Annotated in this window: 22 protein-coding genes; 13 read left to right on the top strand and 9 right to left on the bottom strand. The window is 65.1% G+C overall.

Annotation, left to right across the window (positions count from 1 at the left end):
* Positions 1-24 precede the first annotated feature (24 nt).
* Positions 25-873, top strand: coding sequence for an AAA family ATPase (locus AC3A5N_RS07310; protein ID WP_487736645.1), 849 nt, complete (start codon positions 25-27; stop codon positions 871-873).
* A 7-nt stretch (positions 874-880) separates the two neighbouring features.
* Here the strand turns inward: AC3A5N_RS07310 and AC3A5N_RS07305 are convergent, their stop codons facing one another.
* Positions 881-2,281, bottom strand: coding sequence for a methyl-accepting chemotaxis protein (locus AC3A5N_RS07305; protein WP_487736644.1), 1,401 nt, complete (start codon positions 2,279-2,281; stop codon positions 881-883).
* 127 nt (positions 2,282-2,408) lie between these two features.
* Between AC3A5N_RS07305 and AC3A5N_RS07300 the strand changes: the two genes are divergently transcribed.
* The 3 genes from AC3A5N_RS07300 to AC3A5N_RS07290 are packed head-to-tail and all read left to right on the top strand — an operon-like array spanning position 2,409 to position 4,892.
* Positions 2,409-3,590 carry a vWA domain-containing protein gene (locus AC3A5N_RS07300; protein ID WP_487736643.1) on the top strand — a complete coding sequence of 394 codons (1,182 nt, stop codon included), beginning with the start codon at positions 2,409-2,411 and terminating at the stop codon, positions 3,588-3,590.
* Between the two features lie 4 nt (positions 3,591-3,594).
* Positions 3,595-4,440 carry a DUF817 domain-containing protein gene (locus AC3A5N_RS07295; protein WP_487736642.1) on the top strand — a complete coding sequence of 282 codons (846 nt, stop codon included), beginning with the start codon at positions 3,595-3,597 and terminating at the stop codon, positions 4,438-4,440.
* 44 nt (positions 4,441-4,484) lie between these two features.
* Positions 4,485-4,892: a hypothetical protein gene (locus AC3A5N_RS07290; protein ID WP_487736641.1), complete on the top strand. Its 408-nt coding sequence runs from the start codon at positions 4,485-4,487 to the stop codon at positions 4,890-4,892.
* Here AC3A5N_RS07290 and AC3A5N_RS07285 read toward each other — a convergent pair.
* The 3 genes from AC3A5N_RS07285 to AC3A5N_RS07275 form a co-directional block, all read right to left on the bottom strand.
* Complete coding sequence (locus AC3A5N_RS07285; RefSeq protein ID WP_487736640.1) at positions 4,889-6,181, bottom strand: spinster family MFS transporter; 1,293 nt, start codon at positions 6,179-6,181, stop codon at positions 4,889-4,891. The genes AC3A5N_RS07290 and AC3A5N_RS07285 overlap by 4 nt on opposite strands.
* Before the next feature lie 79 nt (positions 6,182-6,260).
* The gene (locus AC3A5N_RS07280) at positions 6,261-7,460 is read right to left on the bottom strand and encodes an exo-beta-N-acetylmuramidase NamZ family protein (RefSeq protein WP_487736639.1); all 1,200 of its coding nucleotides are present in this window, start codon (positions 7,458-7,460) and stop codon (positions 6,261-6,263) included.
* Entirely contained in the window at positions 7,457-7,999 is a 543-nt protein-coding gene (locus AC3A5N_RS07275; RefSeq protein ID WP_487736638.1) for a DOMON-like domain-containing protein, read from the bottom strand. The genes AC3A5N_RS07280 and AC3A5N_RS07275 overlap by 4 nt, the downstream gene beginning before the upstream one ends.
* 44 nt (positions 8,000-8,043) lie before the next feature.
* Between AC3A5N_RS07275 and tyrS the strand changes: the two genes are divergently transcribed.
* From tyrS to AC3A5N_RS07235, 8 genes are all read left to right on the top strand, one after another.
* Complete coding sequence (gene tyrS / locus AC3A5N_RS07270) at positions 8,044-9,270, top strand: tyrosine--tRNA ligase (RefSeq protein ID WP_487736637.1); 1,227 nt, start codon at positions 8,044-8,046, stop codon at positions 9,268-9,270.
* A 114-nt stretch (positions 9,271-9,384) separates the two neighbouring features.
* Entirely contained in the window at positions 9,385-9,723 is a 339-nt protein-coding gene (locus tag AC3A5N_RS07265) for a PilZ domain-containing protein (RefSeq protein WP_487736636.1), read from the top strand.
* A 71-nt stretch (positions 9,724-9,794) separates the two neighbouring features.
* Positions 9,795-11,099, top strand: a complete 1,305-nt coding sequence (locus tag AC3A5N_RS07260) for an MFS transporter (RefSeq protein WP_487736635.1) — start codon at positions 9,795-9,797, stop codon at positions 11,097-11,099.
* Entirely contained in the window at positions 11,096-12,016 is a 921-nt protein-coding gene (gene cysK, locus AC3A5N_RS07255; RefSeq protein WP_487736634.1) for a cysteine synthase A, read from the top strand. Before AC3A5N_RS07260 ends, cysK begins: the two co-directional genes overlap by 4 nt.
* Before the next feature lie 146 nt (positions 12,017-12,162).
* Entirely contained in the window at positions 12,163-13,314 is a 1,152-nt protein-coding gene (locus AC3A5N_RS07250) for an FAD-dependent oxidoreductase (RefSeq protein ID WP_487736633.1), read from the top strand.
* A 5-nt stretch (positions 13,315-13,319) separates the two neighbouring features.
* On the top strand, positions 13,320-14,018 hold the full coding sequence (locus tag AC3A5N_RS07245; protein WP_487736632.1) for a dienelactone hydrolase family protein: 699 nt from the start codon (positions 13,320-13,322) through the stop codon (positions 14,016-14,018).
* Between the two features lie 119 nt (positions 14,019-14,137).
* A complete protein-coding gene (aqpZ, locus tag AC3A5N_RS07240) occupies positions 14,138-14,863 on the top strand; it encodes an aquaporin Z (protein WP_487736631.1) in 726 nt (241 codons plus the stop codon).
* 112 nt (positions 14,864-14,975) lie between these two features.
* A complete protein-coding gene (locus AC3A5N_RS07235; protein WP_487736630.1) occupies positions 14,976-15,704 on the top strand; it encodes a class I SAM-dependent methyltransferase in 729 nt (242 codons plus the stop codon).
* Between the two features lie 144 nt (positions 15,705-15,848).
* Here AC3A5N_RS07235 and AC3A5N_RS07230 read toward each other — a convergent pair whose 3' ends face one another.
* From AC3A5N_RS07230 to AC3A5N_RS07215, 4 genes are all read right to left on the bottom strand, one after another.
* Positions 15,849-17,654: an acyl-CoA dehydrogenase C-terminal domain-containing protein gene (locus AC3A5N_RS07230; RefSeq protein ID WP_487736629.1), complete on the bottom strand. Its 1,806-nt coding sequence runs from the start codon at positions 17,652-17,654 to the stop codon at positions 15,849-15,851.
* 28 nt (positions 17,655-17,682) lie between these two features.
* A complete protein-coding gene (locus tag AC3A5N_RS07225) occupies positions 17,683-18,117 on the bottom strand; it encodes a MerR family transcriptional regulator (protein ID WP_487736628.1) in 435 nt (144 codons plus the stop codon).
* Positions 18,118-18,147: 30 nt separating this feature from the next.
* Entirely contained in the window at positions 18,148-18,510 is a 363-nt protein-coding gene (gene hisI, locus AC3A5N_RS07220; RefSeq protein ID WP_487736820.1) for a phosphoribosyl-AMP cyclohydrolase, read from the bottom strand.
* 352 nt (positions 18,511-18,862) lie between these two features.
* A complete protein-coding gene (locus AC3A5N_RS07215; protein WP_487736627.1) occupies positions 18,863-19,648 on the bottom strand; it encodes a double zinc ribbon domain-containing protein in 786 nt (261 codons plus the stop codon).
* Positions 19,649-19,767: 119 nt separating this feature from the next.
* Here AC3A5N_RS07215 and AC3A5N_RS07210 point away from each other — a divergent pair, with 119 nt between their 5' ends.
* Positions 19,768-20,457: a methyltransferase domain-containing protein gene (locus tag AC3A5N_RS07210; RefSeq protein ID WP_487736626.1), complete on the top strand. Its 690-nt coding sequence runs from the start codon at positions 19,768-19,770 to the stop codon at positions 20,455-20,457.
* Here the strand turns inward: AC3A5N_RS07210 and ppdK are convergent.
* Entirely contained in the window at positions 20,454-23,117 is a 2,664-nt protein-coding gene (gene ppdK / locus AC3A5N_RS07205) for a pyruvate, phosphate dikinase (protein ID WP_487736625.1), read from the bottom strand. The genes AC3A5N_RS07210 and ppdK overlap by 4 nt on opposite strands.
* Positions 23,118-23,219: the final 102 nt, after the last annotated feature.

The following is a 23,219-nucleotide window of genomic DNA, read 5'->3' as shown; positions in this document are numbered from 1 at the left end:
CGTAAAGTTGCAAGAGGAAACCGGATGACCCAGCGCTTCGAAGGCACTAGCTCCTACATCGCGACCGAGGACCTTAAGGTGGCGGTCAACGCCGCGGTCACGCTGCGCCGCCCGCTGCTGGTGAAGGGCGAACCGGGCACGGGCAAGACCGTGCTCGCGCACGAGATCGCCCAGGCGATCGACGCGCCGCTGATCGAGTGGAACGTGAAATCCACCACCAAGGCGCATCAGGGCCTCTACGAATACGACGCGGTCGCCCGCCTGCGCGACGGCCAGCTCGGCGAAGAGCGCGTCCACGACATCCGCAACTACATCAAGCGCGGCAAGCTGTGGGAGGCGTTCACCGCGCCCGAATTGCCCGTGCTGCTGATCGACGAGATCGACAAGGCCGATATCGAGTTCCCGAACGACCTGCTGCAGGAACTCGATCGGATGAGCTTCGACGTCTACGAGACGCAGGAGCGGATCGCGGCGAAGGAACGCCCGATCGTCGTCATCACCTCGAACAACGAGAAGGAGCTGCCCGACGCCTTCCTGCGCCGCTGCTTCTTCCACTACATCAAGTTCCCCGACCGCGACACGATGCGCGAGATCATCGAGGTCCACTTCCCCGGCATCCAGAAAACCCTCGTCACCAAGGCGATGGAAATGTTCTACGAGATCCGCGACGTGCCGGGCCTGAAGAAGAAACCCTCGACCAGCGAACTGCTCGACTGGCTCAAGCTGCTGCTGAACGAGGACATGCCGCTGGAGGTCCTGCAAGACGCAAATCCCAACAGCGCCATTCCCCCGTTGCACGGCGCGCTGCTGAAGAACGAACAGGACGTGATGCTGTTTGAGAGGCTGGCGTTCATGGCGCGGCGGCAGTCGTAACGTTGGCTCAGTCGAAGCTGTACGCCAGCTCGAAGTCGCCCCAGCGGCGGCCGGCGATGTAGATCGGGACATAGACGTTGCGCACTACGCGGTAGGTCTTGCCGTCGCCTTCCTGGCGGTAGACCGCCATCATGTAGGGATCGCTGCTGCGCTTGGCCTTCTGGTCGATCGGATCGAAGATGATGCGGCCGTTGCGGCATGAATGGGTGTCGTGCGTGAGATCGCCGGTCGGGGCCTGCGAGTGCTTGGTCAGGTGGGTCGGGAGGTAGCCGTTCATGTCGGTGCATGCAGCGCCCATGACGGCGGCGTTCCCTTCCTCCGCGCTGTCGAGCAGGTGACGCCAGTTCTCGTGCGCCCAGTCCATCAGCGAGGTGCGGAAGCGCTTGGGATTGCTGCCTTCGATCTCGCGGTAATCCTGATCGAACAGTTGCGCCGAGCTGAGCGTGCCCGCCGCGATCGCTTCTTCGGCCAGGCGCTGGGCCTCGCGGGCGTTCTCCTGCGCGCGCTCGACCATCGCGCTGTCCTGCGGCGAAAGGCCGGCCTTGACGATCGAATCGAACATCTCGCTGGCGGTCATCTCGAGGTCGACCATGCGACGGTGGGCGCTCTGGAGTTTGCTCTCGTTCTCGATTGCCGCGGCGTCGAAATCGTCGAGCACCCGCTGGACCCGCCCTACGTGGCCGCTGATTGTGCCAGTCGCACGAGCGATCTCGTCGTTCTGACGGTCGACTTCCTCGACCAGTTCGGCGACGCCCTGGATCGTCTGCTCGATCTGGAAGACCGAAGCCTTGGCTTCCTTGCTCGCCTCGGCGCCGCTTTCGATCTGCGCGATGACCGAGTTCGCTTCGCTGCCGAGCGTATCGATCGTGCGCGCAATTTCCTCGGTTGCGCGGCGGGTGTCGCCGGCGAGACTCTTCACCTCGTTCGCGACCACCGCGAAGGTGCGGCCTGCGTCGCCCGCGCGCATCGCCTCGATCGTGGCGTTGAGCGCGAGGATGTTGGTGGTTTCGGCGATCTGCTCGATATCCTGCGAGCAGCGCCGCACCTGGTCCATCGCGGCCGCGAAGCCGGTCACGTGCTGGGTGAGCGTGTCGACCAGTTCGAGCAGGTCAGTGATCTGGCCGAGGGAGGACTGGATCAGATCAGTCCCCTGCCCCAAGCGGTCGATGGCGCGCTCGGAGAGCATGCGAGCCTCGTCGCTAGCCTGCGAGACTTTGCGCTGGTCGGCCTCGAGTTCCTCGACCGTGCCGCGCAGAGCGGTGTGCTCGGCACGCAGGATCTCGGAGGACTTGATCACCGCCTCGACAATGCCCGCAACGTCGGTGCAGCCGACGGTGACCTCGCCGCAGCTTTCCGGAATGCGGTCGATCGGCTCGTTACTGCCGGTGCCGATCTTGAGCTCTTCCATGGAAACCGTTCTCCCCCGCGCTTTGTCGCCCAGGACATACCGCTCCACGGTTAGCGAACGTTTAAACGCTGGCGCCTTACGCAACGTCACACTGGCGGTGGGATCGCGGAGGCGATAGGACACACCCATGTTCTTCAACTTCGTCGATGAGCTACGAGCCGCGGGAATCCCGGCAAGCTTCAAGGAGCACCTCACGTTGCTCGAGGCGCTCGACCGTGACGTTATCGAGCAGACGCCCGAGGCGTTCTACTACCTCTCTCGCGCGACATTCGTGAAGGACGAGGGGCTGCTCGACCGGTTCGACCAGGTGTTTCAAAAGGTCTTCAAGGGTATCCTGACCGACTACGGCCAAAACCCCGTCGAAATTCCGGAGGATTGGCTGAAGGCCGTCGCCGAGAAATTCCTCACGCCGGAGGAGATGGCGAAGATCAAATCTCTCGGCGACTGGGACGAGATCATGGAGACGCTCAAGAAGCGGCTCGAGGAACAGGAAAAGCGCCACCAGGGCGGCAACAAGTGGGTCGGCACGGGCGGCACCTCGCCCTTCGGCAATTCCGGCTACAACCCTGAAGGCGTGCGAATCGGCGGCGAGAGCAAGCACAAGCGCGCGATCAAAGTGTGGGACAAGCGCGAGTTCCGCAATCTCGACAACACGAAAGAACTCGGCACCCGCAACATCAAGATGGCGCTGCGCCGCCTGCGCCGCTTCGCGCGCGAAGGTGCGGCGGACGAACTCGATCTGGACGCCACGATCGAGGGCACGGCCAAGCAGGGCTGGCTCGACATCCATATGCGGCCTGAGCGGCACAATGCGGTGAAATTGTTGCTCTTTCTTGACGTCGGTGGCTCGATGGACCCATTCATCAAGCTGTGCGAGGAGCTGTTCAGCGCCGCCACTACGGAATTCAAGAACCTCGAGTTCTTCTACTTCCACAACTGCCTCTACGAAGGCGTATGGAAGGACAACCGCCGCCGCTGGCAGGAGCGGACGAAGACCTGGGACGTGCTCCACAAGTACGGCCACGACTACAAGGTCATCTTCGTCGGGGACGCTGCGATGAGCCCGTACGAGATCACCCACCCTGGCGGCAGCGTCGAGCACATGAACGAAGAAGCCGGCACCGTATGGATGCAGCGGGTGACCAACACCTACCCTGCGGCCGTCTGGCTCAATCCGGTGCCGGAGAAGCAGTGGGGCTACTCGCAGTCGACCAAGCTGATGAAGCAGCTCGTGAACGACCGCATGTATCCGCTCACGCTCGACGGGCTTGACGACGCCATGCGCGAATTGAGCCGCAAACAGGGCTAGGCGCTTGAAGCACACCCGCTTCGAGGCGGTCCGCCGCCGTCTCGAGACGTTCGACCCGGGCACCGGCTGGCGGCTCTGGCTATACGAATTCCTGCTGTTCGGCTTCAAACAGGCCTGGGCCTGCCTGTTCGGCGCGCTCCTGCTCGCCCTGCTGCTGGGGACGCATCTCTTCTACCCCGCCGATGCGCCGCTGCACCGTTATGATTTCCTGACGCTTGCGGCGATCGCCATCCAGCTCGCGCTGCTGGCGTTCCGCCTGGAGACGCCGCGAGAGGCATCGGTGATCCTGATTTTCCACGTGGTCGGCACGGTGATGGAACTGTTCAAGACCGCCGCCGGATCGTGGGTCTATCCGGAAGCCAGCGTGCTGCATATCGGCGCGGTGCCGCTGTTCTCGGGCTTCATGTACGCGGCCGTCGGCAGCTACATTGCGCGCGTCTGGCGGATATTCGACTTCCGCTTCAGCCACTATCCCCCGCAATGGGCGACATGGCTGCTGGCGGCGGCGATCTACGTCAACTTCTTCGCCCACCACTGGACGGTGGACGTCCGGTATTTTCTGTTCGCCGTAACAGTGCTGCTCTTCTGGCGAACGCGGATCCATTTCCGCAATTGGCAGGTGCATCGCTGGATGCCGCTGCTGCTCGGTTTCGGCCTCGTGGCGCTGTTCATCTGGTTCGCAGAGAACATCGCCACCTTCGCCAACGCCTGGCACTATCCCGGCCAGGAAGACGGATGGGAGATGGTCTCACCCGCAAAGCTCGGAAGTTGGTACCTCCTGATGCTGATCAGCTTCGTGCTGGTGGCGCTGGTGCAGCCGATACGAGAGCCGGGACCGGATCAAAGTTGAGGTCGGGGCCGAATTCCGGTAACTTCGCCGGTGGAGGAAGGCCCATGCACTGGATTTCGCTTCCCCTCGCCGCCACCGCACTTGCAATTCCGCCGCATGGGGGAACTGCCGACGCGCCCGCGGAATCGGCGCTGCCGGCGCCGTATGTTCCCTGCGAAGGCAGTGTGCCCGTCTTCAATCCGCAAGGTTGCCCGCCGCCGCGCATGACCGTGGAAGAGCCGGTCGAGCCCGCCGAATCCGCATGCCGGGATCGCATCGCGCTCGTACGGGAGGCGAAGGGTCAGCCGCCACTGGATAGGCAACCGGCGAGCCCCGAGCGCCCCTACCTGATCGCTGCGGTCGACAAGCGGGTCGACGGATGCGCGGTCATGCAGATGCATCGCGATGTCGACGATCTGCGGCCGCTTCCCGCCCCGTCCGACGGCCCCGTGAAGGTCCACCGCGGCGGTTAACCCTTCCGGTCGAGTTCCTCGTCGAGCCGCCGGCTGCAGCGCCAGAAGAAGAACGCCGGGACCAGGCCGAGGAAGGCTGCGCCGTAGAGGACATAGCGCACGCTTTCCTCCCCATAAGCGGGTTGCAGCAGATCCGACAGCATGCCGAAGAACAGCGGCCCGAGTCCCAGCCCGATCAGGTTCTGGAAGAACAGCACCATTGCCGCCGCGATCGCACGCGTGCGCAGCGGGACGAGACCCTGCGCAGCCGAATAGGTCGGTCCGTAATAAAGCGAGTTGCAGACGGTCGGCACGATCAGCAGCAGGAGCGCAACGAACCAGTTCGTCGATTGGTAGGCGAGGAACGCGAACGGGACTGCCACGGCCATCCCGATTGCCGGCGCGGTCAGCACATGGCGCCGACTCGTCGCCCCGAACCTGTCTGCGATATAGCCGCCGAACCAGGTCCCGAAGATGCCGGCCGCGCCGTTGACGACACCGAACCAAAACCCGACCTCCCCCGGCGAAAGCTCGTGCGTGCGCTGGAAGAAAATCGTCGTCCACGTCACCTTACCATAGGCGAGGAAGGCCGCGGTGGAACTTGCTGCAAGCAGCAGGACGAAGGCGCGTGAGCTCATCACGGTGCGCACTGCCGCCCATATCGACATACCTGCATCGTTCGCCGCCTGCGCCTGCGCCGCCTCGGTCAAATGCCGCCGCGGCTCGCGCAACGCGAAGTGTACCACCAGGGCGAGAAGCACGCCGGGCAAGCCGACGATCAGAAATGCGGTTCGCCATCCCACCCAGTCGGCCAGGAAGCCGCCGATCATCATGCCCAGCAACGTGCCGATCGGAATGCCGAGTGCGTAGAACGCCAGCGCCGAGCTGCGTCGCTCGGGCGGAACGATATCGCTGATCAGGGAATGCGCGGGCGGCGTGCAGCCGGCCTCGCCCACGCCTACCCCGATCCGCGCGAGCAGGAGTTGCACGAAGTTGTTGGCCATGCCGCAAAGCGCGGTCATCGCCGACCAGGTGGCGAGCGCGATTGCGATCAGGCGCGGACGATTGGTCGTCGGCCGGTCGGCATAGCGCGCAATCGGTAGGCCGAGTGCGGTGTAGAACAACGCGAAGGCAAGACCCGTCATCAGGCCGATCTGCGTGTCACTGAGGCCGAGATCGTTCGCGATCGGCTCCGCCAGAATATTGACGATCTGCCGGTCGATGAAATTGAAGATATAGACAACCAGCAGGATCCAGAGCGTCACACGCACCGAACGCGACGTGTTTTCAGCCTGTGCTGCTGATGCCATTTTCGACCTCTCCGAAGCGAGGGTATGCCCGTCGCAGATGCGGAACGTTCTCGATCTGCGGCGCTTCGTCAAGCGCCAATCATGAATATAGAAGAATGGGTGCGATCTCTTCCCGCCATTGCGTCTCGTCGGCGTTGGCGAGCCGGTCGAGGTCCTCGGGGCGAGCAGAGGGATCGTCGACCCACTCGCGCAAGGCAGGGCCGCCATTGATCACGTCTATCGCGAGGCGATCCAGTTCGTACTCGTAGGGAAAATCGCGCCAGAGTTCGTAATCGGGATAGAGGCGGCGGATTGCCTTGAAGGCGAGAGCCTGCAGGCGCCACGGCCGGAAAGCGCCGTGTGCGTAGAACGGTCCTTCGGCATGGATCATCAGCGCGTTGCAGAGCTTGCCGGCGTGCTTGTGGAAGGTCGGCTCAAACCAGCATTCCCGCAACGCGCACCCGGTGAGCCATTCGGGCGCGAGGCGCTTCATCTCCGTCAGGACAGCACTCGCATCGACGTCAGGCGCGCCGAACAGAACCTCGAGCGGGCGGGTGGTCCCCCTGCCCTCGCTCAGCGTCGTGCCCTCGAGCATGACCGTGCCGGCATAGGCGCGCGCCATGTTGACGTTCGCGGCATTGGGGCTGGGATTGATCCAGACCCGCTCCGATGGCCAACCGTGTCCCACACCCCCGGGCTGCCAGCCTGCCATCTCGATCACGCGATAGTCTACGTCGAGGCCGAAATGCCGCACGAACCAGTGCCCCATCTCGCCCAGCGTCAACCCGTGGCGCATCGGCATCGGCGCGGCACCGACGAAGCTCTCCTGCCCCGGTACCAGCAGCATGCCTTCGAGCGGGCGACCGGCGGGATTGGGCCGGTCGAGCACCCACACGCTCTTGCCGTGGCGCGCTGCCTCTTCAAGCAGGTAGAGCAGCGTAGTGACGAATGTGTAGATACGGCAGCCGAGATCCTGAAGGTCGAACAGGAAGACGTCAGCACTCGCCATCATCGCGTCAGTCGGTCGGCGTACTTCGCCGTAGAGGCTGAACACGGGAATGCCGTAGCGCGGATCGGCCTCGTCCGCTGTCTCGACCATGTTGTCCTGCTTGTCGCCTTTCAGCCCGTGCTGCGGCCCGAAAGCACTGGTCACGCCGACCCCAGCACCGATCAGCGCATCGAGGCTGTGAGTCAGTTTCTCGGTAACGGACGCAGGATGGGCGACGAGCGCCACGCGCCGGCCTTCGAGCGGCTTCCTGAGATCGGGGTCGGCGAGCAGCCGGTCGATGCCGAATTTCATACCGTCGCGGGTGCCGCAAGCCTCGCCGCGAAGCAAGAGTCCTCGTGAAAGTCCGGCCCGCGTTCGGGGTGAACGATCGCCCAGTAGCTCTTCACCCCACCCTGTTCCTCGATCACCGCGGAGAGGCCCGCGGCGCACTCGGCGTGAGGAAGGCCCGCACGCAGAACGGTCGCATCGAAGATCGCCATCGCGCTTCCGAGGCGCATGGTGCAGTCGGGCTCGCGCGGGAACGGGCGCTCGCTCATGCCCTCGCGGTAGCTGGTGAAATCGTAGGCTGCCCAGCGTTCGGACGGCGAGAGGTTGATCTCGCAGTAGGCCGTGCCGCCCTCGGGCCTGAGGAACAGCTCGAAGCAGGTGGTCCGCCACAACTCGTCCGCACGGCCGCGGCCGGCGAAGGGTGGGACGATCAGCTTGCCGATCCCCTCGATCCGCCAGCGCAGCCGCAACCATTCGCTGTCGGAGGTGAGGATTCGCGCCTCCACCCGTGTCACGGCCAAAGGCGGATGAGCCGGATGGGCGATGAGTTCATGCGTTTGCAAGCGGTACTCCTCGTGCTAGGCGCCGCCCCGCATCAGAGGGCCCCATGACGACTTACGAATCCGAACTGCTGCGCGTGCTCGACGAGCGCGGCTATGTCCATCAGGCGACCGACGCGAAGGGGCTGGATGCCCTTGCAGCGCGGCAGGTCGTGCCGGGGTATATCGGGTTCGACGCCACCGCGCCCTCACTTCACGTTGGCAGCCTGGTACAGATCATGATGCTCCGGCGGCTGCAGCAGACCGGCCACAAGCCAATCGTGCTGATGGGCGGAGGCACGACCCGGATCGGTGATCCGACAGGCCGCGACGAGAGTCGCAAGATGCTGACCGACGAGGCGATCGCCGAGAACATCGCCGGTATTCGGAAGGTGTTCGAACGGTTGCTTGTCTTCGGCGAAGGCCCGGCCGATGCCGTCATGGTCGACAATCAGGACTGGCTCGCCCAGCTCGGTTATATCGAGATGCTGCAGAAAGTCGGCACCCACTTCACGGTCAACCGGATGCTGACCTTCGATTCGGTGCGCCTGCGGCTCGAGCGCGAGCAGCCGATGACGTTCCTCGAATTCAACTACATGATCCTCCAGGGCTACGATTTCCGGCACCTGTCGCAGGAGATGGGCGCACGGCTGCAGATGGGCGGCAGCGACCAGTGGGGCAATATCGTCAACGGGGTCGAGCTCGGCCGCCGGATGGACGGGGCGGAGCTCTTCGGCCTCACCACTCCGCTGCTGACCACGGCCGACGGCGCGAAGATGGGCAAGACCGCGGGCGGCGCGGTGTGGCTCAACGAGGAGCAGCTTCCGGCCTACGATTTCTGGCAATACTGGCGCAATGTCGACGACCGCGACGTCGGCCGCTTCCTCCGCCTCTTCACCGACCTTCCGCTGGACGAGATCGAGCGCCTCGAGGCGCTCGAGGGGAGCGAGGTCAACGCGGCCAAGGTCGTTCTGGCCAACGAGGTGACGAAGCTGGTGCGCGGCGAGGACGCGGCGCGCTCGGCCGAGGCTACGGCCGCGGAAACCTTCGCCGGCGGCGCGGGTGACGACCTGCCCACGCTCGCGCTCGGAAGCGAAGGCATGCGGATTGGCGCTGCCCTCACCGCCATTGGTTTCACCGCGTCCAACGGCGAGGCGAAGCGCAAGATCGCCGAAGGGGCCGTGAAGCTCGACGGTGGAGCGGTGACCGATCCGGCGCAGCTCGTTCTGCCGGCCGAGGGGCAGGAGATGCGGCTTAGCCTGGGGAAGAAGAAGCACGGCGTGCTGACCCGCTAATCGCGACGCACCGTTCCGGTTTCGGTATAGATTGAAGCCCCGCCGACTTTACCAATTGTAAGACATTTGAGAACACTAGGGACGGCCGCACCAGGAGAAAAAGGGTTGTCGTCAGTGTCCGCCGGAGCGAATCTCAGCGTTACCGATATGCGCCGCGCGGCGCGGCATCCCGTGGATCATCCGGTGATCGCCGAACATCACGTTCGCGGCGACATGCCGCTCCATATCTGCAACATCTCGGCGCACGGCTTCATGGTCGACGACGCCGAGGATCTTGCGCGCGGCGACCGGCTGATGATTCGCCTGCCCGTGATCGGCCTCATCGAAGCCTACGTTATCTGGACCCGCGACACGCGCGCAGGCTTCCAGTTCGAGCGGATCATCCGGCTAGACGACTTCGTGAGCCTGATCGACACGCTCCAGCCCAATCCGCGCCTGCGCCGCCGGCGCTAAAGGCATACGCGGCAAGGGCCGCTTCTCACGTTGCTTGATCAGATTGCTTGGCTTGCACCGCGGGCGATGCCATGAGCCCGCCGGTGAGCCAGCCCCGGTCCCCCTTCCGCATCGCCAACTTCCGCGCCTACTGGGTCTCGCGCCTGACGATGACGCTGGCGCAGTACGCGATGATGCTCATCATCGGGTGGCAGACCTACAACATCGCGCGCGACGCAGGAATGAGCGTGGCCGGCGCATCGGGCCAGCTCGCACTGATCGGTCTGCTGCAGTTTGTCCCGCTGTTCCTGCTGACGCCGTTCTCCGGGCTGGCGGCCGACCGGTTCGACAGGCGCAATCTCGCGCGGCTGACGATCGTGCTCCAATTTGCCTGCGCCGCGACCCTGGCGCTGCTCACCTGGAACGAGGCGATAGAGCTGCAGTGGCTGTTCTCCGTCGCCGTGGTGCTCGGCGTGGTGCGCGCCTTCAATGGTCCCGCGCTTTCGGCGCTCGCGCCGAACCTCGTGCCCAAGACCATCCTGCCCAACGCCATCGCGCTGAGCTCGATTGCCTGGCAGACCGGGATGATCGTCGGTCCCGCGATCGGCGGATATTTCTACGCCATCATTCCGGCCCTTCCCTACGCCGTCGCCGCCGGGCTCCTCACGATCTCGATCATTGCGCTCAGCACCATCGGCAAAGTGCCGCAGCCACCGATCCCCGGCGCTACGCGTCCGATCGGACAGATGATCGACGGACTGCACTATGTCGTGCGCAACAAGATGGTGCTCGGCGCCATCACGCTCGATCTGTTTGCGGTGTTCCTGGCCGGTGCGACCGCCCTCTTCCCGGTCTATGCGCGTGACATTCTGAAGGTCGGCGAGACCGGCCTTGCGCAGCTCGCGATGGCGCCGGCGACCGGCGCCGCGCTCACCGCACTGTGGTTCTCATTCCGCCCGCTCAAGAGCAACGTGGGGCCCAAGATGCTCGTGTCGGTTGCCGTGTTCGGCTTCGCCACCGTGATCTTCGGCGTCTCCACCTGGATGCCGCTCAGCCTCGTGATGCTGTTCATCGTCGGCGCGGCGGACATGTTCTCGGTCTACATCCGCCAGTCGCTGATCCAGCTTCACACGCCCGACGACAAGCGCGGGCGCGTGTCGTCGGTCTCGCTGCTGACGATCTCGGCCTCCAACGAATTCGGCGATTTCTTCTCCGGCACGCTCGCGTGGCTGATCGGCCCGGTGCTCGCCGTCGTAAGCGGCGGGATCGGCGCCATTGTTACCGTTGCGCTCTGGGCGAAGGTTTTCCCCGTCCTGCGCACCACCCGGACCTTTGACCCGCCGGAAGAATTGGACGATCATACACCGGAAGAAAAGTTGCAGGAGCACATCCCATGAAAGCTGCCAGCGTCCTCGAAACGATCGGCCGCACGCCGCACATCCGCCTCGCGCGCATGTTCCCCGACCACGAGGTCTGGGTGAAGAGCGAGCGGGCCAATCCCGGCGGCTCGATCAAGGACCGCATCGCGCTCGCCATGGTCGAAGATGCGGAGAAGTCGGGCGCGCTCAAGCCGGGCGGCACGATCATCGAGCCGACCAGCGGCAACACGGGCATCGGCCTCGCCATGGTCGCCGCAGTCAAGGGCTACAAGTTGATCCTCGTCATGCCGGAAAGCATGAGCATCGAGCGCCGCCGTCTGATGCTCGCTTATGGCGCGAAGTTCGATCTCACGCCCAAGGAAAAGGGCATGAAAGGCGCGATCGAGCGCGCCGCCGAACTGGTCCAGAAGACCGAGGGAGGCTGGACTCCGGCGCAGTTCGACAACGAAGCCAACTGGAAGATCCACCTGGAGACGACCGCGAAGGAGATCTTCGAGGACTTTCGCGATTCGCCCATCGACGTGCTGATCACCGGCGTCGGCACCGGCGGCCATCTCACCGGCTGCGCGGAAGAGCTGAAGCGCCACTGGAGCGGGATGAAGGCCTATGCCGTGGAGCCCGACCTCTCGCCGGTGATCGGCGGCGGACAGCCCGGCCCTCACCCGATCCAAGGTCTCGGCGCGGGCTTTATCCCCGGTAACCTCCACACGCAGGCGATCGACGGGGCGATCGAGGTCTCGGGCGACGACGCCAAGGAAATGGCCCGTCGCTGCGCGCGTGAGGAAGGGCTGCTGGTCGGCATCTCGAGCGGCGCGACACTCGCCGCGATCGCGCAGAAGCTGCCCGAACTGGATTCGGGCGCCCGCATTCTCGGCTTCAACTACGACACCGGCGAGCGCTACCTCTCGGTGCCCGACTTCCTGCCGGAGGAGTAGACTCTTCCGGCTCCGGAGGCCGCGCTAAGCCCCTTCGCCGTTCGCTCCGAGCTTGTCGAGGTGCCGCTTTTCCTTCTAGCGTGACACTTGAGGAAAGTGCGGTGCTCCCACGAGTTCGGCACGAACGGGTCTTGGGAGGTCGCTAAATGCACGTTAGGCGTCGCACTGTACTGATCGGAGGCGCCGCCACCCTCCTCGCCGGCTGCACCCACACCGGCGCGCGGGTCGCATCGGGATCCGCTGGCCCGCGCATCGTGCCGCTTCGTCTCGACCTCGACGAAGTGATGAAGATCACTGTGTGTCTGCGCCCGTTCCGTCCGGCCGGGCCTCGGCTCGAAGCAGAGCGATTCGGCGAAAAGACGGTGATTCACAACTACGGCCACGGCGGCGCAGGTTGGTCGCTCGGATGGGGCTGCGCCGCAGAGGCCGCAGCGCTCGCCAGGTCTGGCGGAGCAAGCGAGTTCGCGGTGATCGGCGCGGGCGTGATCGGGCTCACGACCGCGCTGCGCCTGATCGAAACAGGCGCGAAGGTAGCGGTCTATGCCCAGGAGTTCCCTGCCGAAACTCGCTCCGCACGTGCCACCGGCGTCTGGTCGCCGAGCAGTCGGATTGCGCTCGCTGGCGCTACGCCGCCGGACTTTACGGAACGCTGGGAAGGCTGGGCTCGCGCCTCTTACGCCGCGCACTTGCGGATGGTCGGCCTCCTTGGAGATCCGGTCGAGTTCCTTCCGCAGTATGAAGTAAGCGGAGGTGCAAAGGAGAGCGCTGCGCCGCCCGCGGCGCACGATTTCCTCCACATCCACCGGCGGGTACGCGACCTGCAGCCGCCCTGGCGGCAGATGGCGCCGGAGGAGAATCCCTTTGCGCCGCGCGAAACTGCGACAGGAAACGGAATGGTGTTCAACGTCGCCAGCTACGCGGACCGGCTCGCACGGCTCTTTATGCTGCGCGGCGGACGGATGATCCGCCGCAGCTTCCCCGACCGCGCAGCAGCACTCGCATTACCGGAACCGGTGATAGTGAACTGCATGGGCTACGGCGCGAAGGCCATCTGGGGCGACGCCGGCATGGTGCCGGTTCGCGGCCAGATCGGATGGCTTATCCCGCAGCCGGAGGCGCGCTATTCGCTCTACTACGGTGGCGTGAACGCGATCTCGCGCCGCGATGGGGTCGTGATCCAGTATTACGGACCGAACGAGGACTTCGGCTATGGCGACGCGAACGAAGTGGTCGACCGCGCCGAAACCGACCGCGCCCTCGCGATCTTGCGGCAGGCTTACGTCGCCCAGGCGGAATAGCGATCATGGCAAATTTCGAAGCAGTCTCTTACACCGATGGTGACCGTGCGCTCACCGGTCACCTGATCCGGCCCGCAGGCGAGCCCCGCGCGGCGGTCGCCGTCTTCCCGACGATCATGAACCCCACGCCCGCCGTCGAGGCCAAGGCGCGCGCCTTGGCCGAAGCGGGCTATCTGGCGATGGTCTGCGACTTCTACGGCGCTGCTCCGCATGACCTTGCACAAGCGAACGAATGGGCGAATGCCCTGCGCGCAGATCCGCGCGTTTACCGCGCGCGTCTCCGTGCTGGGCTTGCCGCGTTGCGCGAAGCTGCGCCGAGCCTGCGGCAGGTGGCGATCGGCTTCTGCATGGGCGGGCAGGCCGTGCTCGAACTCGCGCGCGATGGCGCCGATCTGGCGCTGGTGACGAGCTTTCATGGCCTGCTGGATACCCAGGCGCCCGCCGAGCCCGGCGCCGTCGGTGCGCGGATCCTGGTCTGCCATGGCGATGCCGACCCCCTCGTCCTGCGCGCGCAGGTGCTGGCCTTCTGGGAAGAAATGGACCGCGCTGGCGCGAATTGGCACTTCCACAGCTACAGCGGTGTGAAGCACGGCTTCACCAATCCCAATCCGCCGCCCGGCAGCGCTGCCGTGGACTACGACCCCAGCGCAGGCCGGCAAAGCTGGGCTGCGATGCTGGAACTCTTCCGCGAGGTTCTCGGCTAGCCCCCTGCTGCGCCGGTGCGCGCGGCAAGCGGGGACACATTCATTAACTTTTCTCTTTTCGGCGATTGTGTCTTAACCTGTCAGGGGAGACGATGAACAACGGAGAGGGAGGATAAGACATGGTTCGCAAACTTGGGGCTGAGTTTTTCGGCATGTTCTGGCTCGTTTTCGGCGGCTGCGGCGCAGCGGTTCTCGCGGCGGGGTTTCCCGAACTCGGGATAGGCTTTGCCGGTGTTGCGCTGGCCTTCGGCCTTACGGTCCTGACGATGGCCTATGCGGTAGGAGGAATCTCCGGAGCGCATTTCAATCCGGCGGTGACGCTGGGGCTCGCCATCGCCAATCGCATCTCATGGAAAGACGTCATCCCGTACTGGGTCGTCCAGGTGGTGGCGGCAATCGTGGCGGGTGCTGCCTTGCTGGCCATTGCCTCAGGACAAGCGGGCTTCGAGGCCGGCGGGTTCGCGACCAACGGGTTCGGCGAGTTGTCGCCGGGCGGCTATACGATGGAGGCTGCCCTGCTGATCGAGGTGATCCTGACTGCCGGGTTCCTGATCGTTATTCTCGGTTCGACGTCCCGCGTCGCCCCGGCGGGTTTCGCGCCGCTGGCGATCGGCCTGGCTCTCACGTTGATCCACCTCATCTCAATCCCGGTGACCAACACCTCGGTCAATCCGGCGCGCTCGACCGGTGTGGCACTGTTCGCGGACACTGCGGCGATGGGCCAGCTATGGTTCTTCTGGCTCGCGCCGCTGGTTGGCGGGGCGCTGGGTGCGCTGATCTGGCGCTTCCTGTTGATGCCGGGCGAGACTCTGGACCACGTCGGCGGAGATGCCGAACGGGCGTGACTTGAGCGTCGTGTGCCGCCCTGCGCTTGAAGACGTGGGGCGGCACTGAACATAGTGGCCCGTAGCGGGAAGATTGCGCCGGGCTCGCCAAACCACCATCAGCGTTCGCACGATGGCACAGAATGTCTATGACGATCCCGCGTTCTTCGCGGGTTACAGCAAGCTCCCCCGCCAGGTGCACGGCCTCGACGGCGCACCGGAATGGGCGGCAATCCGCGCGCTTCTGCCCGATCTCGCTGGCAAGGATGTGGTGGATCTGGGATGCGGCTTCGGATGGGCCTCGCGCTGGATGAGAGCGCAAGGCGCCGCCTCGGTCCTTGGGCTCGACCTCTCGGAGAACATGATCGACCGCGCCTGTGCCAGCACCACGGACCCAGCTATCGAATACCGGATTGCCGATCTCGACACGTTGATACTGCCGACCGGCGCGTTCGATCTCGCCTACAGCGCCCTCACCTTCCACTATGTCGAGGATTTCGGACGCCTCGTCCGTATGATCCGAGCCGCTCTCAGGCCGGGTGGGAATCTCATCTTCACGATCGAGCACCCGATCTACATGGCGGCCACTCATCCGAACTGGATCGTCGACCCGGACGGCCGCATGACGTGGCCGGTGAACGGCTATTTCCGGGAGGGAGAGCGCATCACGACATGGTTCGTCGAAGGCGTAAGGAAATACCACCGAACGCTCGACACGACCTTGAACACGCTCCTCGATGCAGGTTTCCGTCTTCAGCGGGTCGTCGAGTTTGTGCCTACGGCCGAGCAGATCCGGCAGATGCCGCAACTTGCCGAAGAACTGGAGCGACCGATGATGCTGTTGGTTTCCGCGTCCCGCTAGCGCTCAGTTCACTCGCGCTACAATGTGCCGAGGGACAAACCAACCGCGTCATCCCAGCGAAAGCTGGGGATCGCTCTCCAATCGAGCACGGGACCGCAACGACCCCGGCTTCCGCTCGGATAACGACAGGCGGATGCGACCTGCCTAAACGGCGGTCGCGAACGCCTCCTCGCCGAGCGTCATCATCGCCTCGCTGCCCGCTTCGAGCTTGCGCCGCAGCGCGCCCGCATCCGGAAGGAAGCGTTCGGCATAATAGCGGGCCGTGACGAGCTTGGCCTCGTAGAACCCCTTGTCCTCCGCCCCGCTGGCGAGCTTTTCCTGCGCGACTTTCGCCATACGCAGCCACATCAGGCCCAGCGTCACCAGCCCCATGATGTGCATGTAGTGATGCGCGCCCGCGCCAAGATTGTTCGGGTTCTGCATCGCGTTCTGCATGAACCACATGGTCGCGGCCTGCTGCTCGTTCAGGGCCTTCTCGAGCCGCTCCGCGAGCGGGCCGAGTGTCTCATCGCCCTTGGCCGCCGCGGCTTCCTCGCCGACCAGCTTGAAGAACGCCTGGATCGCCGCGCCGCCATTCTGCGCCAGCTTGCGGCCGCACAGGTCCATCGCCTGGATGCCGTTGGTGCCTTCGTAGATCTGCGTGATGCGGGCATCGCGCACGAACTGCTCCATGCCCCATTCCTTGATGTAGCCATGCCCACCGAAGACCTGCTGCATGTCGACCGCCGTCTCGAACCCCTTGTCGGTGCCGTAGCCCTTGATCACAGGGGTCATCAGCCCGAGCAGCATGTCGGCCTCGGCCCGTTCCTCCTCAGTCGCGGCCCGGTGCGTCAGATCGACCAGAAGCGCGCCCCACAGCGCTAGCGCCCGGAAGCCCTCGGTGAAGGCCTTGGCGTCCATCAGCATCCGCCGTACGTCGGGGTGGACGATGATCGGATCGGCCTTCTCCTCCGGTTCGGCCGGGCCGGTGAGCGCCCTGCCCTGCCGCCGGTCGAGCGCATAGGCGACCGCGTTCTGATAGGCGGCTTCCGCCTGGCTGAAGCCCTGAATGCCGACGCCGAGTCGCGCAGCATTCATCATGATGAACATCGCAGCGAGGCCCTTGTTCTCCTCGCCGACGATCCAGCCCTTCGCCCCGTCGTAGTTGAGCACGCAGGTCGAATTGCCGTGAATGCCCATCTTGTGCTCGATCGAGCCGCAGGTGACGCCGTTCCGCTCACCCAGCGAGCCGTCGTCGTTCACCAGCACCTTGGGCACCACGAACAGCGATATACCCTTCGTCGAATCCGGCGCGCCGGGGGTCTTGGCGAGCACCAGGTGGATGATGTTCTCGGTCAGGTCGTGCTCGCCGGCCGAGATGAAGATCTTCGTGCCGGTGATCGCGTAGCTGCCGTCGGCCTGCGGCTCCGCCTTGGTGCGGATCAGGCCCAGATCGGTGCCGCACTGCGGCTCCGTCAGATTCATCGTGCCGAGCCATTCGTTGGCGATCATCTTCGGCACGTACTTGGCCTGCTGCTCGGGCGATCCCTTGGCAAGCAGCGCCGACACTGCACCGTTGGTTAGGCCCGGATACATGCCGAAAGCCTGGTTGGCCGAGGAGATGAACTCCTCAATGACGAAGCCGAGGACATGCGGCATGCCCTGCCCGCCGAATTCCTCCGGAGCGGAGATCGTGCCCCAGCCCGCCTCGCGGAACTGCTCGAACGCCTGCTTGAATCCGGGCGGCGTGGTGACCGAACCGTCGTCGTTCCGGGTGCAGCCGTGCTCGTCCCCTGCCTGGTTGAGCGGCGCGAGAACCTCCGAGCAGAACTTGCCTGCCTCGTTGATGACCGTGTCGATCATGTCCGGCGTGGCGCTCTCGAAGCCCGGCAGATCGCCGTAGCTCGCAAGGTCCAGCAGTTCGTTGACGACGAAGCGCGTGTCGCGGGTCGGAGCGGTATAAGTCGGCATGCGTTGGTCCTGCGAAGAAGGGTGCTCGTCAGTCAATCGATTCGACGAGCTTGATGAAGGCGCTCAGTTCTTTGATCGACGAATCGATGTCCGCCTTCTGGCGCTTGAGCTTGGCAACGTGCGCGCGGCATTTCTCGACCGTAACGCGCCGCTGCTCCACACGCCCGTCGCCGAGATCGTAGAGGTCGATCATTTCGCGGATCTCGGATAGCGAGAATCCGACGTTCTTTGCGCGCATGATCCACGCCAGTCGCGCGCGGTCGCGTTTCGAGTAGACTCGCGTCAGGCCGAGGCGTTTCGGGCCGATCAGCCCTTCGTCCTCATAGAAGCGCAGCGCGCGCGCGGTGCAGCCGAACTCCGACGTCAGGTCGGAGATGGAGTATTGCTCGCGCGAATGCTTGTCGGGCCGCTCGAGATGGGCGCCGGAATGCGGTTCGGGGAGCTTGCGGACTGGATCAGGCATGGCCGCAGAATAATACCCTTTACGTAAACGTCAATCTTCGGCCGGGATCAGCCTATCGCCGTCGAGCTTCCGGAAGAAGCAGCTCTCCGCCCCAGTATGGCAGGTTGGCCCCTGCGGGTGACAGCGAAGCACTACCGCGTCCTGATCGCAATCGACCAGGATCTCTTCAACCTGCAGGGTGTTGCCCGAAGTCTCACCCTTCAGCCAGAGCGCACCGCGCGAGCGCGAGTGGAAGTGAGCCAAGCCCGTCTCACGCGTTTTGGCCAGAGCTTCCCTGTCCATGAACGCAACCATGCGCACCGCCCCGCCGGCGCTGTCGACCACCACTGCGGTGAGCAATCCGCTGCTGTCGAACTTGGGTTCGAATCGGTCGATCAAGGTGTTCTCCATCATGCTGAACGGATGCGCGGCCCCGCCCGTTAGTTGATTTGTTGCACGATAACCACAGCGGCTGCCCAAAATCCCCGCCTGCCGCACATGTCGCTTTGATGAACAGCCCTCAGGTGGGAAGAAGTGCAGGCAGCTCGCAAGAGCCGCCCGCCGACCGTTCGGTGCCGCAAGAGCGCCAGGTTCAGGGGGAATTGGGGACGCAGCCCGCCGCAAGGTGATGGCGCCCCCGCAACGTTGAGGGATCGGGTCTCGTGCCCGCAGTCGATGGGGGCGACTGCGCAGCTAAAGCGGGACCGACGATTTTCGTCACGTGGCGCCCGGAGCCTCGGCTTCGGGCGTTTCGTTTGTGAGGCGTCTAGCTTTCAGGTGCCGCCAGAGCCCTGCGTTCGCCCCAACCGCCCTCATTCTCCAGCACCCGTGCAAAGCATGCGACGACGACCCGCGTCGCACCCCCGCGCTTGAGAGCGGCGACACAGGCGTCGCTGGTCGCGCCGCTCGTAAGTACGTCATCCACCAGCAGGACCTGCGATCCGCGAATGCGTGCGCGGCGGCGCGAGTCGACGGCGATCGCCCCGTGAAGCGTCCGCATCCGCGCCTGGCGCCCCAACCCGCCAAGCGCCGGCGTGCGCTTGCGGCGCTCGAGGCCGTTGACGAGAAGTTCCGCGCCCGTCGAACGCGCGATCTCTCCCGCAATGAGGGCAGCCTGGTTGAAGCCGCGATGCCACAGGCGCCACCGGTGGAGTGGCACCGGCATAACCAGCCACTCCCCCTCCATCGGCGGCAGCCGCGCGATGATCAGGCGGGCGAGCATCGGTGCAAGTGCGATGCGCCTGCCATGCTTGAAGGCAAGCACGAGCTTGCGCGCGGTATCGTTGTAGATCGTCCCGGCTGCGATGCCGTCGTGACGCGGAGGCTGCGCCAGGCAAGGCGCACAGATCGCGCCGCCTGCCATCGACTCACTCGCGAATGGCCGCTGGCACGCAGCACACGCGGGCTCACCCGGAATGACGAGCTCGCTCCAGCACGACGCGCAAAGCCCGGCCTGCTGCGCAATTCCGGCTCCGCAGACGGGGCAGCGCGGCGGAAAGACCAGATCGACGAAGGGGGCGATCGATTCGTGCAGGAATGCGGCGGCGCTCACCCCGCGATGCTGTCGCTCTTGCAAGGCAAAGGCAACCCCGGCAGGGCGGGCGGATGACGGCAGCCCGGGTTCCGCAGATATTCTCTCCTCACCGGCGGCATGCGCGTTGGCGCCGCGCCATGGCCGAGCAGCGCCGCGAGGGCGCGGCCGATTTCGTTTTCCGGTCCATGGCCGAAGAACTGGAGGAGCGTCTCTCCTTCATGAACGTCCGCGCCGGCACCGCGCTGCTGTCCGGAGATCCCACCGGACTGGCGCGTGCCGTGCTGGCGGAATGCACCGAGACCGTCCGTACCGTCGATCCGTTCGATCATGACGAGGAGGAGGCGATCGAGGGCTCGTTCGACCTGATCGCCAGCCTCGGCGCGCTTGATACGGTCAACGATGTCCCGGGCGCGCTGATCCATCTGCGCAACGCGCTCGCACCGGGCGGCATCGCAATGGTGAGCTTCGTGGGCGCAGGGAGCCTCGCCAATCTCAGGCGGGCCCTACTGGCGGCGGAGCCCGACAGGCCGGCGGCGCGCATGCACCCGATGATCGACATGCAGGCGGGTTCGGCGCTGATGCAGCGCGCCGGTTTCGCGCGGCAAGTAGCGGATAGCTATCCGCTGCGCGTGCGCTACGGCGCGCTCGACAGGCTCGTCGAGGATCTGCGCAGTCAGGCGCTAACGAACGTCCTGACGGCGGCCCCGCCCGCGCTATCCCGTGCCGCGCTCCAGCGAGCGCGGGAGGCCTTCGTCGAAACCGCGGATGCCGAGGGCCGCGTTACCGAGATCTTCGAGATTGTTACCCTAACCGGCTGGAAAAGCTAACGCAGGGCTGCTTGTGCCGCAGCCAGCCTCGCGATCGGCACACGGTAGGGCGATGCGCTGACGTAATCGAGCCCAACTGTGTTGCAGAAGGCGATGCTCGCCGGATCGCCGCCGTGTTCGCCGCAAATGCCGAGCTTGAGGTCAGGCCGCGCCGCCCTGCCCCGCTCCGCTGCGAGTTCCACGAGTTGCCCGACGCCTTCGATATCGAGGCTCACGAACGGATCGCGCGCGAATATACCCTTCTCCACATAAGGGGCGAGAAAGCGCGCTGAATCATCCCGCGAAACCCCAAGAGTGGTCTGCGTCAGATCGTTGGTTCCGAAGGAAAAGAACGTCGCCTCCTCTGCAATCTCACCCGCCATCAGGGCGGCGCGCGGAAGCTCGATCATAGTGCCGACGAGATATTCGAGCGTACGCCCTTTCTCGGTGAACACCTCGGTCGCGACACGCTCGACCAGTGCGCGCAGGAGCTCGAGCTCGCGGCGGGTCGCGATCAGCGGAATCATGATCTCGGGCACGGGCGCTTCGCCCGATCGTTCGGCGACTTCGCAGGCGGCCTCGAAGATCGCGCGCGCCTGCATCTCGTAGATCTCGGGATAAGTGATGCCGAGGCGGCAACCGCGATGGCCGAGCATGGGGTTGAACTCGTGCAGCTCGTCCGCACGGCGCCTGAGGCGATCGACGTCGACGCCGGTGACCGCCGCGAGTTCGGCAAATTCGGCATCGCCGTGTGGAAGGAATTCGTGCAGCGGCGGGTCGAGCAGGCGGATCGTGCACGGCAGACCGGCCATGACATCGAAGATCTCGCGGAAGTCGGCACGTTGCTCGGGCAGAAGCTTGGTAAGCGCCGCGCGGCGCCCCTGCTCGTTTTCGGCCAGGATCATCTCGCGCACGGCGCTGATCCGGCCGGCGTCGAAGAACATGTGCTCGGTGCGGCAGAGGCCGATACCCTCGGCGCCGAACTGGCGCGCCATGCGGCAGTCGGCCGGAGTCTCGGCATTGGTGCGCACCTTCATTCGGCGGTGGCGATCGGCCCACTCCATCAGCGTGCCGAAGTCGCCGGCGAGCGCGGGTTCGACCGTCGCAACTTCCCCGGCCATGACCTGGCCTTTGCTGCCGTCGAGCGTGAGCGTGTCACCCTCGGCCAGCTCACGCTCGCCGATGCGCAGCGTGCGCGTCTTGAGGTCAATTGACACACTCGGCGCGCCCGACACGCAGGGCCGCCCCATACCGCGAGCAACGACGGCCGCATGTGACGTCATGCCGCCCCGCGCGGTGAGGATGCCCTGCGCGGCGTGCATGCCGTGGATGTCCTCCGGGCTGGTTTCGACCCGGACGAGGATGACCTTCTCGCCGCGCTGCGACCACTGCTCGGCGGTATCGGCGTCGAGCACGATACGGCCGGAGGCGGCGCCGGGAGACGCCGGCAGGCCGGTGGTGAGCACGTCGCGCGGGGCATCGGGATCGAGCGTAGGATGAAGAAGCTGATCGAGCGCCATCGGATCGACGCGCAGCACTGCCTCTTCCTCGCTGATCAGGCCCTCGCCCACCATGTCGACCGCCATCTTGAGCGCGGCCTTCGCGGTGCGCTTGCCGCTGCGGGTCTGCAGCATCCACAGCTTGCCGCGTTCGACGGTGAATTCGATGTCCTGCATGTCACGGTAGTGCCGCTCCAGCAGGTCGAACACGCGGGCGAGCTCCGCGAAAGCCTCGGGCATTGCCTCTTCCATGGAGTGCGGCTTCGCTCCGGCGGCTTCGCGTGCGGCCTTCGTCAGGTACTGCGGCGTGCGGATGCCGGCGACGACATCCTCACCTTGCGCGTTGATCAGGTATTCGCCGTAATAGACCTTCTCACCGGTCGCCGGATCGCGAGTGAACGCGACGCCGGTGGCGGAGGTGTCGCCCATATTGCCGAATACCATCGCCTGGACGTTGACCGCGGTGCCCCAGTCGCCGGGGATGTCGTTCAGGCGGCGGTAGACCTTGGCGCGCTCGGAATCCCAGCTATCGAAGACGGCGCGGATGGCACCCCAGAGCTGGCGAGAGACGTCCTGTGGGAACGACTCTCCCAGCGTGTCGGCGACGATCCGCTTGTAATCGCCAACCAGCGCCTGCCAGTCCTCGTACTCCATCTCGGTATCGTTATAGAAACCTTTGTCTTCCTTCGTGATTTCGAGAGCCTCCTCGAACAGTCCATGATCGAGGCCGAGGACGACGTCGGAATACATCTGGATGAAGCGGCGGTAAGAGTCCCACGCGAAGCGCGGATCGCCGGAGGCGGCGGCAAGACCCTCCACCGTCTCGTCGTTCAGGCCCAGATTGAGCACCGTGTCCATCATGCCCGGCATCGAGACTCGCGCGCCCGAGCGCACCGACACGAGCAACGGGTCGGCAGCATCGCCGAAGCGCTTGCCGACAGATTTCTCGATGTGGCTCAGCGCCTTGGCGACCGAGCTTTGCAGCTCGTCGGAGAAGTCGCCACCGTGCTTCAGGTAGCGGACACACTCCTCGGTGGCGATGGTGAAGCCGGGCGGCACCGGCAGGCCGATCGACGCCATCTCGGCGAGGTTGGCGCCCTTGCCCCCGGTGACGGTCTTGTCCTTCTGCCGTGCATTCGTATGCGGTGCGTTGCCGCCGAAGGTGAAGACCGTCTGTTCCATCGTGCCCATCCGTTAACCCAGAGATTCCGAGAGGTCGCTACCCGTTCACTGCCGCGCTCGACAAGAGCGGTCCGTCGCCAGGTTAGGGAGAACAGCGAGGAG

This window comes from Pelagerythrobacter sp. Soil_C_18 (genome assembly GCF_057657235.1).
This window is presented reverse-complemented; position numbering and strand designations above follow the sequence as displayed.

What these genes read in the sequence shown, in the direction of transcription:
- AC3A5N_RS07310 (WP_487736645.1), top strand. Translation starts at nt 25, where the DNA reads ATGACCCAGCGCTTCGAAGGCACTAGCTCCTACATCGCGACCGAGGAC.
- AC3A5N_RS07305 (WP_487736644.1), bottom strand. Translation starts at nt 2,281, where the DNA reads ATGGAAGAGCTCAAGATCGGCACCGGCAGTAACGAGCCGATCGACCGC.
- AC3A5N_RS07300 (WP_487736643.1), top strand. Translation starts at nt 2,409, where the DNA reads ATGTTCTTCAACTTCGTCGATGAGCTACGAGCCGCGGGAATCCCGGCA.
- AC3A5N_RS07290 (WP_487736641.1), top strand. Translation starts at nt 4,485, where the DNA reads ATGCACTGGATTTCGCTTCCCCTCGCCGCCACCGCACTTGCAATTCCG.
- AC3A5N_RS07285 (WP_487736640.1), bottom strand. Translation starts at nt 6,181, where the DNA reads ATGGCATCAGCAGCACAGGCTGAAAACACGTCGCGTTCGGTGCGTGTG.
- AC3A5N_RS07280 (WP_487736639.1), bottom strand. Translation starts at nt 7,460, where the DNA reads ATGAAATTCGGCATCGACCGGCTGCTCGCCGACCCCGATCTCAGGAAG.
- tyrS (WP_487736637.1), top strand. Translation starts at nt 8,044, where the DNA reads ATGACGACTTACGAATCCGAACTGCTGCGCGTGCTCGACGAGCGCGGC.
- AC3A5N_RS07260 (WP_487736635.1), top strand. Translation starts at nt 9,795, where the DNA reads ATGAGCCCGCCGGTGAGCCAGCCCCGGTCCCCCTTCCGCATCGCCAAC.
- cysK (WP_487736634.1), top strand. Translation starts at nt 11,096, where the DNA reads ATGAAAGCTGCCAGCGTCCTCGAAACGATCGGCCGCACGCCGCACATC.
- AC3A5N_RS07250 (WP_487736633.1), top strand. Translation starts at nt 12,163, where the DNA reads ATGCACGTTAGGCGTCGCACTGTACTGATCGGAGGCGCCGCCACCCTC.
- AC3A5N_RS07245 (WP_487736632.1), top strand. Translation starts at nt 13,320, where the DNA reads ATGGCAAATTTCGAAGCAGTCTCTTACACCGATGGTGACCGTGCGCTC.
- aqpZ (WP_487736631.1), top strand. Translation starts at nt 14,138, where the DNA reads ATGGTTCGCAAACTTGGGGCTGAGTTTTTCGGCATGTTCTGGCTCGTT.
- AC3A5N_RS07235 (WP_487736630.1), top strand. Translation starts at nt 14,976, where the DNA reads ATGGCACAGAATGTCTATGACGATCCCGCGTTCTTCGCGGGTTACAGC.
- AC3A5N_RS07230 (WP_487736629.1), bottom strand. Translation starts at nt 17,654, where the DNA reads ATGCCGACTTATACCGCTCCGACCCGCGACACGCGCTTCGTCGTCAAC.
- AC3A5N_RS07225 (WP_487736628.1), bottom strand. Translation starts at nt 18,117, where the DNA reads ATGCCTGATCCAGTCCGCAAGCTCCCCGAACCGCATTCCGGCGCCCAT.
- hisI (WP_487736820.1), bottom strand. Translation starts at nt 18,510, where the DNA reads ATGATGGAGAACACCTTGATCGACCGATTCGAACCCAAGTTCGACAGC.
- AC3A5N_RS07210 (WP_487736626.1), top strand. Translation starts at nt 19,768, where the DNA reads ATGGCCGAGCAGCGCCGCGAGGGCGCGGCCGATTTCGTTTTCCGGTCC.
- ppdK (WP_487736625.1), bottom strand. Translation starts at nt 23,117, where the DNA reads ATGGAACAGACGGTCTTCACCTTCGGCGGCAACGCACCGCATACGAAT.